18 protein-coding genes are annotated in these 16,755 nt (G+C 47.0%); 10 read left to right on the forward strand and 8 right to left on the reverse strand.

The features are described from left to right. Positions 1-3: 3 nt before the first annotated feature. From C2745_RS08010 to dut, 5 genes are read left to right on the forward strand one after another with little or no spacing between them, the layout of a single operon-like run. Entirely contained in the window at positions 4-954 is a 951-nt protein-coding gene (locus tag C2745_RS08010) for a bifunctional riboflavin kinase/FAD synthetase (protein ID WP_215384051.1), read from the forward strand. Then, complete coding sequence (gene ileS / locus C2745_RS08015; RefSeq protein ID WP_371743007.1) at positions 929-3,808, forward strand: isoleucine--tRNA ligase; 2,880 nt, start codon at positions 929-931, stop codon at positions 3,806-3,808. The genes C2745_RS08010 and ileS overlap by 26 nt, the downstream gene beginning before the upstream one ends. A gap of 11 nt (positions 3,809-3,819) precedes the next feature. Then, positions 3,820-4,311, forward strand: coding sequence for a signal peptidase II (gene lspA, locus C2745_RS08020; protein ID WP_128112650.1), 492 nt, complete (start codon positions 3,820-3,822; stop codon positions 4,309-4,311). Between the two features lie 9 nt (positions 4,312-4,320). Next, positions 4,321-5,532: a bifunctional phosphopantothenoylcysteine decarboxylase/phosphopantothenate--cysteine ligase CoaBC gene (gene coaBC / locus C2745_RS08025; protein WP_215384055.1), complete on the forward strand. Its 1,212-nt coding sequence runs from the start codon at positions 4,321-4,323 to the stop codon at positions 5,530-5,532. A 41-nt stretch (positions 5,533-5,573) separates the two neighbouring features. After that, on the forward strand, positions 5,574-6,023 hold the full coding sequence (dut, locus tag C2745_RS08030; protein ID WP_215384056.1) for a dUTP diphosphatase: 450 nt from the start codon (positions 5,574-5,576) through the stop codon (positions 6,021-6,023). A 79-nt stretch (positions 6,024-6,102) separates the two neighbouring features. On the opposite strand, the gene C2745_RS08035 is transcribed toward dut, so the two are convergent. Genes C2745_RS08035 through clpS form a run of 3 tightly spaced genes read right to left on the reverse strand, consistent with a single transcriptional unit; the run spans position 6,103 to position 9,037 of the window. Further along, the gene (locus C2745_RS08035; RefSeq protein ID WP_215384058.1) at positions 6,103-6,336 is read right to left on the reverse strand and encodes a hypothetical protein; all 234 of its coding nucleotides are present in this window, start codon (positions 6,334-6,336) and stop codon (positions 6,103-6,105) included. Between the two features lie 41 nt (positions 6,337-6,377). Then, positions 6,378-8,684, reverse strand: coding sequence for an ATP-dependent Clp protease ATP-binding subunit ClpA (gene clpA / locus C2745_RS08040; RefSeq protein WP_215384060.1), 2,307 nt, complete (start codon positions 8,682-8,684; stop codon positions 6,378-6,380). Then, positions 8,681-9,037, reverse strand: coding sequence for an ATP-dependent Clp protease adapter ClpS (clpS, locus tag C2745_RS08045; RefSeq protein WP_371742984.1), 357 nt, complete (start codon positions 9,035-9,037; stop codon positions 8,681-8,683). The genes clpA and clpS overlap by 4 nt, the downstream gene beginning before the upstream one ends. Before the next feature lie 276 nt (positions 9,038-9,313). Here clpS and C2745_RS08050 point away from each other — a divergent pair, with 276 nt between their 5' ends. Both C2745_RS08050 and C2745_RS08055 read left to right on the forward strand, forming a co-directional pair. After that, positions 9,314-9,517, forward strand: a complete 204-nt coding sequence (locus C2745_RS08050) for a cold-shock protein (protein WP_011903586.1) — start codon at positions 9,314-9,316, stop codon at positions 9,515-9,517. Between the two features lie 84 nt (positions 9,518-9,601). After that, a complete protein-coding gene (locus C2745_RS08055; RefSeq protein ID WP_215384062.1) occupies positions 9,602-10,054 on the forward strand; it encodes a DUF192 domain-containing protein in 453 nt (150 codons plus the stop codon). A 76-nt stretch (positions 10,055-10,130) separates the two neighbouring features. Here C2745_RS08055 and C2745_RS08060 read toward each other — a convergent pair whose 3' ends face one another. The 3 genes from C2745_RS08060 to argF are packed head-to-tail and all read right to left on the reverse strand — an operon-like array spanning position 10,131 to position 12,732. Then, the gene (locus C2745_RS08060) at positions 10,131-10,436 is read right to left on the reverse strand and encodes a pyrimidine/purine nucleoside phosphorylase (protein ID WP_128112657.1); all 306 of its coding nucleotides are present in this window, start codon (positions 10,434-10,436) and stop codon (positions 10,131-10,133) included. Between the two features lie 58 nt (positions 10,437-10,494). Then, positions 10,495-11,727: an argininosuccinate synthase gene (locus C2745_RS08065; RefSeq protein WP_128112658.1), complete on the reverse strand. Its 1,233-nt coding sequence runs from the start codon at positions 11,725-11,727 to the stop codon at positions 10,495-10,497. Positions 11,728-11,784: 57 nt separating this feature from the next. Then, the gene (argF, locus tag C2745_RS08070) at positions 11,785-12,732 is read right to left on the reverse strand and encodes an ornithine carbamoyltransferase (protein ID WP_215384064.1); all 948 of its coding nucleotides are present in this window, start codon (positions 12,730-12,732) and stop codon (positions 11,785-11,787) included. Positions 12,733-12,884: 152 nt separating this feature from the next. Between argF and C2745_RS08075 the strand changes: the two genes are divergently transcribed. Further along, positions 12,885-13,199 carry a DUF3579 domain-containing protein gene (locus tag C2745_RS08075; protein WP_215384066.1) on the forward strand — a complete coding sequence of 105 codons (315 nt, stop codon included), beginning with the start codon at positions 12,885-12,887 and terminating at the stop codon, positions 13,197-13,199. A 73-nt stretch (positions 13,200-13,272) separates the two neighbouring features. Here the strand turns inward: C2745_RS08075 and rpsT are convergent, their stop codons facing one another. After that, positions 13,273-13,539 (reverse strand): 30S ribosomal protein S20, encoded by a 267-nt coding sequence (rpsT, locus tag C2745_RS08080; RefSeq protein ID WP_128112660.1) that lies wholly within the window; start codon positions 13,537-13,539, stop codon positions 13,273-13,275. A 151-nt stretch (positions 13,540-13,690) separates the two neighbouring features. Between rpsT and murJ the strand changes: the two genes are divergently transcribed. Next, positions 13,691-15,244, forward strand: a complete 1,554-nt coding sequence (gene murJ / locus C2745_RS08085; protein ID WP_215384067.1) for a murein biosynthesis integral membrane protein MurJ — start codon at positions 13,691-13,693, stop codon at positions 15,242-15,244. Between the two features lie 5 nt (positions 15,245-15,249). Next, positions 15,250-16,092: a SirB1 family protein gene (locus tag C2745_RS08090; RefSeq protein ID WP_215384069.1), complete on the forward strand. Its 843-nt coding sequence runs from the start codon at positions 15,250-15,252 to the stop codon at positions 16,090-16,092. A 14-nt stretch (positions 16,093-16,106) separates the two neighbouring features. Here the strand turns inward: C2745_RS08090 and C2745_RS08095 are convergent, their stop codons facing one another. After that, on the reverse strand, positions 16,107-16,751 hold the full coding sequence (locus C2745_RS08095) for a VTT domain-containing protein (RefSeq protein ID WP_215384071.1): 645 nt from the start codon (positions 16,749-16,751) through the stop codon (positions 16,107-16,109). Positions 16,752-16,755: the final 4 nt, after the last annotated feature.

Below are 16,755 nucleotides of genomic sequence, written 5' to 3' on the forward strand. Positions count from 1 at the left end.
TTTGTGAACGTATTCCGTGGCCCCACCCAGTTTTCTGCAGGACCAGCTTGCGCCCTAACCATCGGTAATTTCGATGGCGTGCACAGGGGTCATCGCGCCCTGCTCAAGCAGCTGGTGGATGGCGCCAAAGAACGAGGTCTAGTCAGCTGCGTTATGACCTTTGAGCCACACCCAAAAGAATTCTTTTCCCCTGAACAAGCGCCGCCCCGCATTCTCAACTTGCGTGACAAGTTAGCCGCGCTTGCACAGCTTGGAATTGATCGTGTAGTGGTTGAGCATTTCAACGCCGCTTTTGCGAAACTCTCGCCAGAAGAGTTTGTTTCAGAAATTATTGTCAAACGTTTAAATGCTAAATGGATTTTGATTGGTGATGATTTTTGCTATGGAGCAAAGCGTGCGGGTAATTTTTCCAGCCTAAAAGCGGCCGGTGAAAAATATGGATTTGAAGTTTCCAGTATTCATACCATCTCTGAAAATGGAGAACGCATTTCTAGCTCCGCTCTCCGTACAGCACTTGCTCATGGCGATATGGAGCAGGCTGAAAAATTATTAGGTCGCCCGTATGGAATCTCCGGCCATGTCATTCATGGTCAAAAACTTGGACGTCAACTTGGCTTCCCTACTTTGAACTTGGCAGTAGCAAATCATCTTCATCATCGTAAACCAGCAAGTACTGGTATCTTCACTGCGCAAGTTCTCGGCTTATCTGACAAACCCCTTCCGGCAGTAGCCAGCCTGGGTGTTAGGCCGACAGTAGAAGATGAAGGCCGAGTATTGCTTGAAACCCATATCTTTGATTACAACGCAGATGTTTACGGAAAAATTATTACCGTAGAACTATTAGAAAAAATTCGTGACGAGGCGAAGTACTCTGACCTCGAAACCCTTACAAAAGCGATTGCAGCAGATGCAGCGCATGCCAGAAATTATTTCCAGAAAAAAGCTTATGTCTGAAAAAGAAAACTCTTATCCCGTCAATCTTCTAGATACCTCCTTTCCAATGCGAGGAGATCTTGCTAAGCGCGAACCACAATGGGTAGCTGGATGGCAAAAGAATAAGCTTTACGAAAAGATTCGTGCAGCGCATGCCAATCAACCGAAATTCATTTTGCATGATGGGCCTCCATATGCGAATGGCGACATTCATATTGGTCATGCCGTGAATAAGATTCTGAAAGACATGATTGTGAAGTCTCGCTGGCTCATGGGTTTTGACTCTGTGTATGTACCGGGCTGGGATTGCCATGGCATGCCGATTGAAATTCAGATTGAAAAAGAATTTGGTAAAAATTTACCGACTGCAGAGGTTCAATCCAAGGCACGTGCGTATGCTCACGTCCAAGTAGAAAAACAAAAGAAAGATTTTGAGCGCTTAGGGGTATTGGGAGACTGGAACAACCCCTACCTCACCATGAACTTCCGTAACGAGGCTGATGAAATCCGCGCCCTGGGGAAGATTTGGGATAAAGGTTACGTCTTCCGCGGCTTAAAACCAGTGAACTGGTGTTTTGATTGCGGCTCCGCTCTTGCTGAAGCTGAAGTGGAATATCAGGATAAAACTGATCCAACAGTAGATGTCGGTTTTGCGTTTGATGATGCGCAGCGCCCGCAGTTAGCAAAAGCATTTGGATTGGCTGAGCTTCCGAATAAGCCAGGGCAAATTGTCATTTGGACAACAACTCCTTGGACCATTCCAGCCAACCAAGCCATGAACGTTCACCCAGAGCTTACTTACGCGCTGGTAGATGTTGGCACTAAATTATTAATTCTCGCTAAAGACCGTGTAGAAACTTGTTTGCAGGATTACGGCCTAGAAGGCAAAGTGATTGCCACTTGCCAAGGTGCTCAGTTAGCAAATATTTCATTCTGGCATCCGCTAGCACCACTGCATGAGGGCTATAAGCGCCTTTCTCCAATCTATCCAGCAGAATATGTAACGCTCGATACAGGTACCGGCGTTGTTCACTCCGCGCCCGCATACGGCGAGGAAGACTTTAAGTCCTGCAAAGCAAATAAACTTGCTGATAAAGATATTCTGAACCCAGTGATGGGTAATGGCGTATATGCATCATGGCTACCGCTCTTTGCCAATGAATATATCTGGAAAGCAAATCCAAAGATTGTTGAAGCCATGCGTGAAGCAGGAAGCTTGCTGCGCGATAAGACCTATACCCACTCATACATGCATTGCTGGCGCCATAAGTCGCCGATCATTTACCGCGCAACCTCACAATGGTTTGCCAGCATGGATAAGAAACCGTCCGATGGCAAAGCAAGCTTGCGTGAAACTGCACTAGCCGGTATTGACAGTACTGAGTTCTTCCCCGCTTGGGGTAAGCAGCGCCTCAACAGCATGATTGCCAATCGTCCTGACTGGACTTTGTCACGTCAACGTCAATGGGGCGTACCGATGGCTTTCTTTGTTCATAAAGAAAGTGGTGAGCCACATCCACGCACTGTTGAGCTGCTTGAGGAGATCGCTAAGCGCGTAGAAAAAGAAGGCATTGAAGCTTGGCAAAAATTAGAAGTGACTGATCTGCTTGGCGAAGAAGCTGCGCAATACGAAAAGAACCGTGACACCTTGGATGTTTGGTTTGACTCTGGCACAACCCATTGGCATGTCATTCGAGGCTCACATCGTGATGAACTCCTAACTGCTGATGCAGAAACTCCCAATGGTCGTCTGGCGGATCTATATCTTGAGGGTTCAGACCAACACCGTGGTTGGTTCCACTCCTCTCTACTCACTGGCGCCATGCTAGACGGCAAGCCGCCATACAAAGCACTCTTGACCCACGGCTTTACCGTCGATGGTCAAGGGCGCAAGATGAGCAAGTCCGTAGGTAACGTAATCGCCCCCCAGCAAGTTGCAGATAAGTTGGGCGCCGAGATCATTCGCTTATGGGTTGCCTCTACCGACTATTCCGGTGAAATGACGATCTCTGATGAGATTCTTAAACGCGTTACCGAAAGCTATCGCCGCATTCGCAACACTCTGCGCTTCTTGCTGGCCAATCTTTCAGATTTTGATCCTAGCAAGCACTCCATCCCTACTGAACAATGGCTTGAGATTGATCGCTATGCCGTTGCGCTTGCCAATCAATTACAAGACGATGTGCAAGCCCACTACAAGGCTTATGAATTCCAGCCGGCAGTGGCACGCATGCTCACTTTCTGCTCTGAAGACTTGGGCGGCTTCTATTTGGACATCCTCAAGGATCGTCTTTACACCAGCGCTCCAGACTCACCTGATCGCCGTGCCGCACAAAACGCCTTGTTCCACATCACTCGCAATCTATTGAAGTGGTTGTCGCCATTCCTCTCATTTACCGCAGAAGAAGCATGGAAAGATTTTCCCCATGGCTCAGGAAGCAAGCCTGCTGAATCTATCTTCATGGAAGAATTTAGCGCGTTCCCGCAAATTGCTCATGCTGACGAGTTGCTCGCCAAATGGGCTCGCATTCGTGAAATTCGTTCAGAGGTTACTAAAGCCATTGAGGTTGAACGTGAAGCAGGCAATGTGGGTTCATCCTTGCAAGCTGAGCTCACCATCAAAGTAGGGGATGTGGACTTTGCAATTTTGCATTCGCTAGAAGATGATTTACGCTTTGTCACTATCACCTCAAGCGCCAATATTGAACTCAGCAATGAAGGCTTAGAGGTATTGGTACGTGGTAGCCAATACAAGAAATGCGGACGCTGCTGGCATCACACCAAAGATGTTGGTAGTAATGCCGACCATCCAGACCTATGTGGACGTTGCATCAGTAATTTATTTGGCAACGGCGATCATCGCTTGTTTGCTTAAGAGCTACAACAATGAAGAGCCTTTCATTACTTCGTTATCTCGCAATTGCAATCATGACGCTTTTGCTTGATCAGCTAAGCAAGTGGTCTGCTCTTAGCAATTTACAAATGGGCGTTCCGGATCCAGTGCTCCCTTTTATGAATTGGCTCCTACTCTTTAATCCGGGCGCAGCATTTTCATTTTTAGCGCAAGGCTCTGGTTGGCAACGCTGGTTCTTTACCGTTCTGGGTCTAGTGGCCTCTTTTTACATTATTTGGCTATTACTAAAAAGTCAAAGCGACAAATTACTCTGCGTGGCCTTGAGCCTGATTTTGGGTGGTGCGCTTGGAAATGTATTGGACCGAGTGATGTACGGCGCCGTAGTGGACTTTATTGATCTGCATTACGCAAATTGGCATTGGCCCGCATTTAATATTGCCGACAGCGCTATCTGCATTGGTGCAGCCCTCATCATTTGGGGTGAATTACGCAAGTCATTTGGCAAATCCTCTCAATCCCATTAAGCTGGCGCCATGCAATCACTTTTAAATAAGAAAATCGTTCTGGGTATCTCTGGTGGCATTGCAGCCTATAAGGCTCCAGAACTTGCACGCCAACTGATGCAGGAAGGCGCCTCGGTTCAAGTTGTCATGACCGAAGCAGCGCAACAATTTGTTACCCCAGTGACCATGCAAGCTTTAACTGGCAATCCCGTTTACTTGAGTCAATGGGATAGCACCGTTCCAAATAATATGGCCCACATTGAGTTATCTCGTGCTGCAGATGCAATTCTGATTGCGCCTGCAAGCGCTGATCTCATGGCAAAGCTTTCCTTAGGTTTAGCTGATGACTTACTCAGCACGCTTTGCCTGGCAAGAGATTGTCCTCTCTTGCTCACACCAGCAATGAACAAACAGATGTGGGAGCATGCAGCCACCCAAAGAAGTGTGCAACGCCTTACAGAAGATGGTGTTGCTTTGCTGGGACCGGCAAGTGGTTTTCAAGCATGCGGTGAGATAGGGTTGGGCAGAATGCTCGAGCCTGCGGAAATCACAGAGCAAGTCATCGCCTTCTTTCAAAAGAAAACGCTAGCAGGCAAAAAAGTATTGATTACTGCCGGCCCAACTTTTGAGGCAATTGATCCAGTACGTGGAATTACTAACCATAGCTCTGGCAAGATGGGCTTTGCAATTGCCCGCGCTGCAATTGAGGCTGGTGCTCAGGTGCATCTCATTGCGGGGCCTTGCGACCTCTCAACACCGCTAGAAGCTACCGGCAGCATTACTCGTACAGATGTAGTGAGCGCCAAAGAAATGCACGCGGCCACTCTTAGCGCGGCAGACTGCGATGTATTTTTTGCGGTTGCCGCAGTGGCTGACTGGGGTATTGCCAAACCAGCCAAGGAAAAAATTAAGCGCCAAGGAAAAGATGCGCCAAGTATTGAATTTTCCGCCAATCCAGACATTCTTCTTGATGTAGCCAAGACTGTAAAAACCAAAGGCGGCAAGTCTTACCCCTATTGCGTTGGATTTGCAGCAGAATCTACCGACCTAGAAAAACATGCTGATGAAAAGCGTAAGCGCAAAGGCATCCCGATGATTGTGGGCAATATTGGTCCCGATACCTTTGGCAGCGACCTCAATCAATTATTAGTAATCGATTCTGCTGGCAGCAAAAAAATTGCTAAGGCAGAAAAGCTGCAATTAGCTCGCCAGCTTATTCAACTAGTTGCCAAGAAAATTTAAGTAGCACCCCTTTATTTACATTCCCCGCTTTAGGAAATTTCATGCAATCTCTTCAAGTAAAAATTCTCGATGAACGTATGCGCGACCAGTTGCCAACCTATGGAACGCCTGGAAGTGCAGGCCTAGATCTACGCGCCTGCATTGATGAAGCAATCGAAATTACTCCCGGTCAAACCATCCTTGTTCCTACAGGCTTGGCAATCTATGTTGAAGATCCGCGCTATGCCGCATTCATATTGCCGCGCTCAGGACTAGGCCATAAGCATGGCATCGTACTGGGTAACTTGGTCGGCTTGATTGACTCTGACTATCAAGGTCAATTGATGGTGAGCACCTGGAATCGTGGGTCAGCCCCATTCAAGCTCGAGCCCATGGAGCGCTTGGCGCAATTAGTTGTAATGCCCGTTCAACAGGTGGAGCTCAAAGTAGTGGAAGAGTTCACCGAGAGTAGTCGTGGCGCAGGCGGCTTTGGCAGCACAGGTAGAGCCTAAGTCAAGTACCTCTAGTGTCCAGATTTTTGGGCAAATAAAAAGACACCCAAGGGTGGCTTTTTATTTTAAGCAAAAATGCTTACTTACGAATGTGCGCTTTACGAGCAGCATCTTGTGACATACCGGCGCCAGCGCCTTCACGAGACTCTTTTTCTGCAGTAATTTCTTTGCGACGCTCTTTGCAAGAACCAGCAATCTCTTGCAATGCTTTACGTGCACGGGCAGCAGATGCCTTAATGCCTTTACCGTGAAACTTTTCGTTCTCTGCTTTGTACGTTTCAAAAGCTTCTAATAATTTATCATGATGAGGCATATTTTCCTTTTTGGGTTGTATTTATTGAAATAATGATTTGATTAAATTTCTTCGGCCGGCGCTACGTCTGCCTTAGTGCGCTTTCCTGGCAATACCGGAGCCTCAAAGTTCAATTGAACTTTGCCTTCCTCATCGATATCAACATCCACATGGCCACCTTGAGCTAATTTACCAAACAACAGCTCATCAGCAAGGGCTTTACGAACGGTGTCCTGAATGATGCGTTGCATAGGACGAGCACCCATTAATGGGTCAAAGCCATGCTTCGCAAGATGCGCTCTCAATGCAGGGCTAAAGGTAGCGTCCACTTTCTTCTCATGGAGTTGCTCTTCAAGCTGCATCAAGAATTTATCTACTACACGCATGATGATGGACTCGTCCAGCGCCTTGAATGAAACGATGGCATCCAAGCGATTGCGGAACTCTGGAGTAAAGAATTTCTTAATATCGGCCATCTCATCGCCAGACTCGCGTGCATTGGTAAAGCCGATAGTCGATTTCTGCATCGCCTCAGCACCAGCATTTGTAGTCATGATGATGATCACGTTACGGAAGTCTGTCTTACGACCGTTGTTGTCCGTCAAGGTTCCATGATCCATTACCTGCAAGAGAATATTGAAGATATCTGGATGCGCCTTCTCAATCTCATCAAGTAAGAGTACGCAATGCGGCTTCTTATTTACAGCCTCAGTCAGCAAACCACCCTGATCAAATCCCACATATCCCGGAGGCGCACCAATCAAGCGGCTCACCGCATGGCGCTCCATGTATTCAGACATATCGAAACGTAGTAATTCAATACCCAGAATATAAGCAAGCTGCTTCGCTACCTCAGTCTTACCAACGCCTGTTGGACCAGAGAATAAGAATGAGCCAATTGGTCTATCAATCTTGCCAAGGCCAGCACGCGTCATCTTGATAGCGCTTGCCAGAGCTTCAATTGCAGGATCTTGACCAAAGACCACACTCTTAATGTCGCGGTCTAAAGTTTGCAACTTGCTACGATCATCCACGGTGACTGATTGCGGCGGTATGCGGGCAATCTTTGCCACAATCTCTTCAATCTCAGGGCGGCCAATCGTTTTCTTCTGCTTAGACTTCGGCAAAATGCGCTGAGCTGCACCAGCCTCATCAATCACATCGATTGCCTTATCAGGCAAATGGCGGTCATTAATATAACGAGCAGAAAGTTCTGCGGCAGCCACCAGAGCGCCAGCCGCGTACTTCACGCTGTGATGCTCTTCAAAACGAGACTTCAGTCCGCGCAAGATTTGCACTGTCTGATCAACGGTTGGCTCAACAACATCCACCTTCTGGAAGCGACGTGATAGAGCTGCATCCTTTTCAAAGATGCCGCGATATTCAGTGAATGTAGTTGCACCAATACATTTGAGCTGGCCATTTGATAAAGCAGGCTTTAGAAGATTGCTGGCATCCAGTGTTCCACCAGATGCGGCACCTGCACCAATCAAAGTGTGAATCTCATCAATAAACAATACGCCGTGCGCATGGTCTTTTAATGACTTAAGAACACTCTTTAAACGTTGCTCAAAGTCACCACGGTATTTCGTGCCAGCTAAGAGCGCGCCCATATCCAATGAATAGACAGTAGCGTCCGCCAAAATATCGGGCACATCACCCTTCACAATTCTCCAGGCCAAACCTTCAGCGATAGCAGTCTTACCAACGCCAGCCTCACCTACCAATAGTGGATTATTTTTGCGGCGACGGCATAGAACCTGAATTACTCGCTCCACTTCGCTCTCGCGCCCAATTAATGGGTCGATCTTGCCCTGTCGAGCCATAGCATTAAGGTTCTGGGTGTACTGATCTAAAGGGCTTTCTTTGCCTGACGATGCAGCTTCTTCTGATTCCTGAGAGGCCTCAGCAGGTTTGACATGCTCCGCTTGATCTTTACGAACACCGTGGCTGATGAAATTGACAACATCTAAACGTGTTACTCCTTGCTGCTGCAAGAAGTACACCGCATGCGAATCTTTTTCACCAAAGATGGCAACCAATACATTTGCACCGGTCACTTCTTTCTTTCCATTGGATGTGGATTGCACGTGCATGATGGCACGTTGAATCACACGCTGAAAACCTAACGTAGGTTGCGTATCCACTTCATCATTACCTGGCACCACTGGCGTGTTGTCATTAATGAAATTTTTAAGTTGAGCGCGTAGCTCTGCGATGTTGACTGCGCAAGCCTTTAAGACTTCTACGGCCGTCGCGTTATCCAGCAAGGCCGCAAGCAAATGCTCAACCGTAATGAACTCGTGTCGCGATGCCCTTGCGTCAACAAACGCCATGTGCAGACTTACTTCTAGTTCTTGGGCAATCATGCTTCCTCCATAGTGCACTGTAGTGGGTGACCCGCTTCACGGGAGAGTTCGATAACTTGATGCACTTTCGTGGCAGCGACATCGCGAGTAAATACTCCGCAGACACCTTTGCCGACTAAATGAACTTGCAACATGATGCGTGTAGCTGTTTCATGATCTTTATTAAAATACTCCTGAATCACCATCACCACAAATTCCATTGGCGTGTAATCGTCATTCAATAGTAAAACTTTATACATTGAAGGTGCCTTTACTTGCTCGACCTGCTTTTCGAGAAGAATGGTGTCCTCAATGTGAGGATTTCCTGGGATGCCAGTAGTGGGATTTTTTGGTGCGCGACTCATGAGAAACATTCTAAACACAGATATTGAAACTTTAATTTACTGGGGTCTTGTTGCGAAAACCACGCAAAAACCCCTCTTAAACCCATATTGGGGCATTTTTCGATAAAAAAAGGGGTATTTACTAGGGGGTAGGGGCATATAACTCCTTGACACCCCTCCAAAAAGGGCAAACAATCGGGGGGTAGGCTTCAAGAGAGGTTCTATTTAGGCGTGTTGTGGATTGAGACTGATTAAAAAGTATTTACCCTCATCACGGTTGTTTTAAGTTTATGTAATGGAGTTCGCATGGCGACCGGAATTGTTAAGTGGTTCAATGATGCAAAAGGTTTTGGCTTTATCAAACCTGATGATGGTGAAGAAGAGTTGTTCGCGCATTTCAGCGCAATTACTATGCCTGGGTTCAAAACCCTTAAGGAAAACCAAAAGGTAACGTTTGACATTACCCAAGGCCCTAAAGGCAAGCAAGCTACCAATATCCAAGCGGCTTAATAGTCCTTAGATCATTATTAAAAACCCAGGACTTGTTCCTGGGTTTTTTTTCGCCCTCAATTTACCTCGCATAAAATGCCCTTCATGCATATCCATAAAAACTTCCTAAGCAAATTCTTTGCGGCATTTCTTTTCATTGGTTCAGGTCTTGCGCAGGCACAGGTCAATGTTGGCCTGCCTACAGTTGAATTAAAAACAGGCATCTATCGTATTCAGGCTGAGCTGGCTGATACGCCGAAGGCAAGAGAGGTCGGGCTCATGAACCGCACCAGCATGCCGACCAACTCAGGCATGCTATTTATCTTTGAACAAAAAGCTGGTCATTGTTTCTGGATGAACAACACCAAGATTCCACTCTCCATTGCTTTCATAGCTGATGACGGGAAGATTGTGAACATTGAAGAAATGCAGGCAGAAACCACCAACAACCATTGCCCTAAGGCTGCTGTGCGTTACGCGCTAGAGATGAACAAGCAATGGTTCTCCGAGCGCGTGATTACGCCGGGCGCAGTGATTAGCGGGCTACCGAAAAGGTAATTGATCTAGCCGAGTTTTATCTTGAGACAATAAAAACGCAGACCGAGGTCTGCGTTTTCTTTAAGTGTTGCCGCGTTTACTCAAAGTGACAAACATAATGTACCGGTTGCTCGGCACGAATAATGAAGTAACCGCCCTTTTCCACTTCCCAGCTTTGGCCAGCCTTGAACTCTACTTCGGGGGCACCATTAATGCTCACAAAAGCATTGCCATCAACCACTTCCATAATTTCTTTTGTACTGAGATCGAAGCGCAAAGTGCTTGGTAATACAACGCCAACAGACTTACGCACGCCATTTGGCAATGTCACAGTATGTGAAACACACTTGCCATCAAAAAATACATTGGCTTTCTTGCCTACGGAAACTTGATCAAATTGCATTGCAGTTCTTTCTATTCGGTTTAGTTCTAATATTTTTCTTTATTGCTGAGTTGCTCAATCACTTCTTAGCGCGCTTGCGTCTAGCTGTTTCAGCAATACGCATACGCAAAGCGTTGAGTTTAATAAAGCCTCCAGCATCTGCTTGGTTATAAGCGCCGCCGTCATCGTCAAATGTCGCAATATTTTGGTCAAACAAAGTATTGGCTGAATCACGTGAAATGACAGAAACGGATCCCTTGTAGAGCTTTAAGCGCACAACGCCATTTACTGCTTGTTGGGTGTGATCGATCAAAGTCTGCAAAGCTAGGCGCTCTGGAGCCCACCACAAGCCGTTGTAAATCAAGCTTGCATAGCGTGGCATCAGATCATCCTTCAAGTGAGCCACTTCACGGTCCAAGGTAATGCTCTCAATACCGCGATGCGCCTTCAACAGAATCGTGCCGCCAGGAGTTTCATAGCAACCACGGCTCTTCATGCCAACAAAGCGGTTTTCTACAAGGTCAAGACGCCCGATGCCGTGCATGCCACCAATGCGATTGAGCTCAGCCAACAATTCATGTGGCTTATACGCCTTGCCATTGATCGCTACTGGATCACCAGCTTTAAATTCAATCTCAATAATTTCTGGAGCATCTGGAGCTTTCTCTGGAGAAACTGTCCAACGCCACATAGACTCTTCGGCTTCAGCATTAGGGTTCTCTAAATGACGGCCCTCATAGCTAATATGCAATAAGTTGGCATCCATAGAATAAGGTGAGCCACCTTGCTTATGCTTCATCTCCACTGGAATGCCATGCTTTTCTGCATAGGCCATCAACTTCTCGCGTGAGAGCAAATCCCATTCGCGCCAAGGAGCAATCACTTTAATTCCCGGCTCTAATGCGTAGTAGCCCAATTCAAAGCGCACTTGATCGTTACCTTTGCCAGTAGCTCCGTGAGATACAGAGTCAGCGCCGGTTAAGCGAGCGATCTCAATCTGACGTTTTGCGATCAAAGGGCGTGCAATTGAAGTGCCCAACAAATATTCGCCCTCGTAAATCGTATTCGCACGGAACATTGGGAATACAAAATCACGCACAAATTCTTCGCGCAAGTCATCAATAAAAATATTTTCTGGCTTGATACCAAATTGCAATGCTTTGGCGCGCGCTGGCTCCAACTCCTCACCCTGACCTAAGTCGGCGGTGAAGGTCACAATCTCACAGCCATATGTATCTTGAAGCCACTTCAAGATCACGCTAGTGTCTAAACCACCGGAATACGCTAAGACTGCTTTTTTAATATCAGACATGTTTTCTTATTCAATCAAAAATAAATTAAAACGACTTACTAAAACTGATTTACCGCTTTAATCCAAACGACCACAGAGTAAATACTCCATCAAAGCCTTTTGAACGTGCAAACGATTTTCTGCCTCTTCCCACACAATGCTTTGTGGGCCATCAATCACCCCAGCGGAGACCTCTTCGCCACGATGGGCTGGCAAGCAATGCATGAATAACGCATCCGGCTTAGCCAAAGACATTAACTCTTCATCAACCATCCAGTCTTGGAATGCATTCATGCGTGAAGTATTTTCAGCTTCATAACCCATGCTGGTCCAAACATCGGTCGTAACCAAGTCAGCACCTTTGCAAGCATCCTTAGGATCAGCACAAACCGTTAAGTGTTTCGATGCTTTGGCAGTCAACCGCGCTGGATCCAATTGGTAACCTTCTGGCGCAGAGAAGCGCAACTGAAAGTCTAAACATTCAGCAGCCTGAATCCAGGTGTAAGCCATATTGTTGGCATCACCCACCCAAGCAACCGTCTTACCTTGGATTGGACCGCGAGCTTCGACATAAGTGAAGATATCGGCCAGTACTTGGCAAGGATGAAATTCATTCGTTAAGCCATTGATTACGGGCACACGAGAGTTAGCTGCAAAACGCTCAATGATCTCTTGGCCAAAGGTGCGGATCATAATGATGTCCGTCATCCTTGAAATTACCTGCGCAGCGTCCTCTACAGGCTCGCCACGACCTAACTGAGTATCGCGAGTGTTTAGGTATACCGCATGACCTCCAAGCTGGTGTATGCCCGCCTCAAAAGAAAGGCGCGTACGCGTGGAGTGCTTTTCAAAAATCATTGCCAAAGTACGATCATGCAAAGGATGCCAGGTCTCGTAGCTCTTGAATTTAGCCTTGAGCCATGCTGATCTTTTCAGCAAGTAGTCATATTCTTCGCGAGTGAGGTCAGAAAACTGCAGGTAGTGCTTTACCTGACCGGGCACTTGGGGCTTTGCCAGAGATGTCATAGTTGAGCTTTCTACTAAAGTTTTGGCTTGCATTTTTTTCTTAAAACATTCGACTGCACGAAAATGGACCCTAAAGTCATATTACGTCCACCTCAGGCTGTTAAGCTAGAGGGCTTAGCAATACTGCTTCTTAACATCATTTGTACGCCAACTTGAACCACAAAAAGCTTTTCATTCAAGGCATTACCACTTCTGGCAAACCGTTTCGGCCCAGCGATTGGGCGGAGCGTCTGTGCGGGGTGATGGCTACTTTCCGCCCTCCCGGCGATTCCGGGGACCCTCGCTTCACTTATTCGCCCTATGTCAGACCAGTGCTTATTGCAAAAGTGAAATGCGTTGTTATCGATACCAGACTGGGTGACTTAGATCCAAGAGCGCTCGACTTTGTCATGAACTTTGCCAAAGACAACAGCCTACCGATCGAAGAGGCATGTGAGTTCAACCCAACATCCCCAGCCCAGCCTTAAAAACAAAAACCCGCTCTGATGAGGAGCGGGCCTAGGTCGAAACTACTTCGACCAGCCTAAAACTAATACTGTATTACGCTGCCATCGCCTTGATAGCTGCAGACAAACGTGACTTCTGACGAGCTGCAGTGTTCTTGTGTGCAATCTTTTTGTCAGCAATCTTGTCGATTGTTGCTTGAGCGGCTGTAAATACTTTTGCAGCAGCAGCTTTGTCACCAGTTTCAATTGCTTTACGAACTGCCTTGATGGAAGTGCGAAGCTTTGAACGCAAACTGGAATTGTGTTCGTTTTGTTTTACTGCCTGGCGTGCGCGCTTGCGCGCTTGTGCTGTATTGGCCATCTTTAAACCTTGCCTCTATAAATTGCAAAATGCGATTAGTTAAAAATCTCGTGGACTTGCCAATTTCATAAGCAAGCTCACCAAAACCCAAGATTTTACCTTAAAGGGGCAAAAAAGCCCAGTCCACCCATAAATAGGTGAAAATCGACTCATGAATCTGCTTTCTGCCGCCGCCAAGGTTAGCTCCCTGACCATGCTGTCCCGTATTACGGGATTGCTGCGGGAGACCCTCATAGCCCGTAGTTTCGGGGCTTCCGAGTGGACAGACGCCTTTAATGTAGCTTTTAGGCTACCCAATTTACTGCGTCGATTGTTTGCGGAAGGGGCCTTTTCCCAGGCTTTTGTACCAATTTTGGGGGAAATTTCCACAAATGAGGACCAAAACAAGGCCAAAATCCTCATAAATGCCGTCGCCACGCTCTTATTTTGGGCTTTGCTGCTTACGGTACTCCTGGGAGTGATTGGCGCCCCATTGCTCATTTTGGTCATTGCTACAGGCTTTAGCGGTGGCCCCGCCTATGACGCCAGCGTTGTGATGACCCGGATCATGTTCCCTTATATCGGGCTGATTTCCATGGTCTCACTATCAGCCGGCATTCTAAATACGTATCACCGCTTTGCAATTCCAGCCTTCACTCCAGTTTTACTGAATCTCGCCCTAATCGGTAGCGCCATGTTTTTGGCGCCGCATTTACAGCAACCAATTTATGCCCTCAGTATTGGCGTTCTATTGGGCGGTATTTTGCAACTAGCACTTCAAGTTCCCGCGCTTGCTCGTCTTGGTCTATTGCCACGCATTGGTTTATTGCCCGGCGCAATCAAGGCAGCCATCACCAACCCCGACGCAAGACGCGTTTTAAAACTTATGGGGCCAGCCGTGTTTGCTGTATCGGTTGCCCAAATATCTTTAATCATCAACACCAACATTGCATCACGCTTACAAGCAGGAAGCGTCTCCTGGCTTTCATACGCAGATCGCCTCATGGAATTTCCGACTGCATTGCTTGGCGTTGCCTTGGGCACCGTGCTCTTGCCAAGCCTTAGCAAGGCCAATGCCAAGAATGATTTAGTCCATGCTGGTGAATTGCTCATCTGGGGTTTACAGCTGACATTCTTATTGGCTGCGCCCTGTGCACTTGCGCTCTTTATTTTTGGCGAGCCACTAGCAGCCGTGCTGTACCACTACGGTAAATTCAACGCACTGGATGTGCTGATGACACAACGTGCATTGGCCGCTTATGGCGTTGGCCTGATTGGATTAATTTTGGTAAAGATTTTGGCGCCTGGTTTTTATTCACGCCAGGATATTCGCACCCCAGTCAAAATTGGCTTATTCGTTTTAGTTGCCACTCAATTAGCTAACCTTATTTTTGTGCCATGGCTTGGTCATGCCGGCCTGGCCTTATCCGTTGGCACTGGCGCATGCCTTAATGCTGCCCTCCTCTGGGTTGGCCTTCATAAGCGCGGCGCCCTACCAAGCTATGCTTGGCTCAAATACCTTGGGCAACTACTCTTTGCATTAATCCCCTTTTCTGCGGTCCTCATTTACGCAGCAGGCGCCCATAACTGGATTGCTTTACAAGCGGAACCATGGCTACGCATCGGCTTATTAGCCGCATGGTTAGGCATTGCTGCAGTTGTTTACTTTGGTTCTCTGGGTTTGGTGGGAATTCGCTGGCAAAAATTCTTGCGTCATGCAAAATAGCTCATATGCCAACACAACAACTCGACTATTTCACCTCCCTAGTTGCTGAAGACGAACACTTCCCTTTAACGGAAGCAGCAATTGCTGTTGCACAACACGCATATCCGGATTTGGATGTACAGGGCGTTTTAGATCAGCTCGATCAAATGGGCAACAAACTCAAAGCACGAATAACTCCAGATACATCACCCGTTCAGCGTCTGCAGATTCTGAAGCATTTCTTTTATACCGAATTGGGCTTTGGCCCCAATCCAAATGATTTTTATGCTCCCGAAAATTCTTACTTACATTACGTAATTGAGAATCGCAGAGGCATTCCAATCTCCTTAGCTATTTTGATGATGGAGTTGGGCAATCAAATTGGTCTCAAGATTCGCGGAGTCTCATTTCCGAACCATTTCATGATGCGCATCTCATTGCAGCAAGGCGAAGTCATCATGGACCCATTGACCGGTGAATCTCTCTCGAAGACTCAGCTGCAAGAGATGCTTGATCCGTACTTGGACGCCAAAGGTTATCGGGGTGAGCTCAGCCTGCCGCTCAATATCTTCCTGCGCGCCTCTAGCTCAAGAGAAATTCTGTCGCGTTTTTTAAGAAACCTCAAAATGATTTACTCAGAGCATGAGCGCTGGGAGCGCTTACTGGGGATTCAAGAGCGTTTAGTGATCTTGTTGCCAGACTCCATTGAAGAAGTGCGTGATCGCGGGTTGATCTTTGCACAATTGGAATATTTGCGTCCCGCTTTAGCAGACATGCATCGCTATTTGAGCGAGCTTCCCGAAGCAGAAGATGCTAGCGATATTCGCGAACACATTGCTACGCTGGAAAGCCAAACGAAGCTGCACTAAATTTTTAGCGGTCTTTACTGTTTCTTGCGCTGAAAAATTTTATAGGCGGCTGCAAAAACAACAGGAACGGCAGCAGCGCCAATCCCAACCAATACGATCACATTTAAATTCTGACGAATGATTGGAATATTGCCGAAGAAATAGCCGGCGATAACCAATCCAAATACCCAAAGAGCGGCGCCAGCGATATTAAAGAATTGAAAGCGCGAGAAGTTCATTTCTGACACGCCAGCAATAAAGGGTGCGAAGGTACGAATGATTGGCAGAAAGCGCGCAAGAATAATGGTCTTGCCGCCATGCTTTTCATAAAAGGCATGGGTTTTTAATAAGGCGCCTTGATCAATCCAACGAGATGTACTGCTAAAGATGCGTTTGCCAATCCAGCGGCCAATGAAATAGTTCACAGTATTGCCAGCGACGGCAGCAACCAACAAACCAATGCATAAAGTCCAGATATTGAAATGCTCAGTAGCGCAATACGCGCCAGCAATAAATAAAAGAGAGTCGCCCGGGAGGAATGGGGCTACAACTAGACCTGTTTCCGCAAAAACAATTGCAAATAGCAAGCCATAGGCCCAAGGTCCGTATTGTGAGATCACCACATCGAGATGTTTATCAATATGTAGCAATAAATCACTTATTTGCAAAAGGGTATCCATCAAC

The sequence above is a fragment of the Polynucleobacter sp. AP-Kolm-20A-A1 genome (genome assembly GCF_018688315.1).
GTDB lineage: Bacteria > Pseudomonadota > Gammaproteobacteria > Burkholderiales > Burkholderiaceae > Polynucleobacter.

Coding starts and splice junctions, on each gene's coding strand:
- C2745_RS08065 (WP_128112658.1), bottom strand. CDS start 11,727: ATGTCTGATATTAAAAAAGCAGTCTTAGCGTATTCCGGTGGTTTAGAC.
- C2745_RS08090 (WP_215384069.1), top strand. CDS start 15,250: ATGCCAACACAACAACTCGACTATTTCACCTCCCTAGTTGCTGAAGAC.
- coaBC (WP_215384055.1), top strand. CDS start 4,321: ATGCAATCACTTTTAAATAAGAAAATCGTTCTGGGTATCTCTGGTGGC.
- clpA (WP_215384060.1), bottom strand. CDS start 8,684: ATGATTGCCCAAGAACTAGAAGTAAGTCTGCACATGGCGTTTGTTGAC.
- C2745_RS08095 (WP_215384071.1), bottom strand. CDS start 16,751: ATGGATACCCTTTTGCAAATAAGTGATTTATTGCTACATATTGATAAA.
- C2745_RS08060 (WP_128112657.1), bottom strand. CDS start 10,436: ATGCAATTTGATCAAGTTTCCGTAGGCAAGAAAGCCAATGTATTTTTT.
- murJ (WP_215384067.1), top strand. CDS start 13,691: ATGAATCTGCTTTCTGCCGCCGCCAAGGTTAGCTCCCTGACCATGCTG.
- clpS (WP_371742984.1), bottom strand. CDS start 9,037: ATGTTTCTCATGAGTCGCGCACCAAAAAATCCCACTACTGGCATCCCA.
- rpsT (WP_128112660.1), bottom strand. CDS start 13,539: ATGGCCAATACAGCACAAGCGCGCAAGCGCGCACGCCAGGCAGTAAAA.
- C2745_RS08035 (WP_215384058.1), bottom strand. CDS start 6,336: ATGCCTCATCATGATAAATTATTAGAAGCTTTTGAAACGTACAAAGCA.
- lspA (WP_128112650.1), top strand. CDS start 3,820: ATGAAGAGCCTTTCATTACTTCGTTATCTCGCAATTGCAATCATGACG.
- argF (WP_215384064.1), bottom strand. CDS start 12,732: ATGACATCTCTGGCAAAGCCCCAAGTGCCCGGTCAGGTAAAGCACTAC.
- dut (WP_215384056.1), top strand. CDS start 5,574: ATGCAATCTCTTCAAGTAAAAATTCTCGATGAACGTATGCGCGACCAG.
- C2745_RS08055 (WP_215384062.1), top strand. CDS start 9,602: ATGCATATCCATAAAAACTTCCTAAGCAAATTCTTTGCGGCATTTCTT.
- C2745_RS08050 (WP_011903586.1), top strand. CDS start 9,314: ATGGCGACCGGAATTGTTAAGTGGTTCAATGATGCAAAAGGTTTTGGC.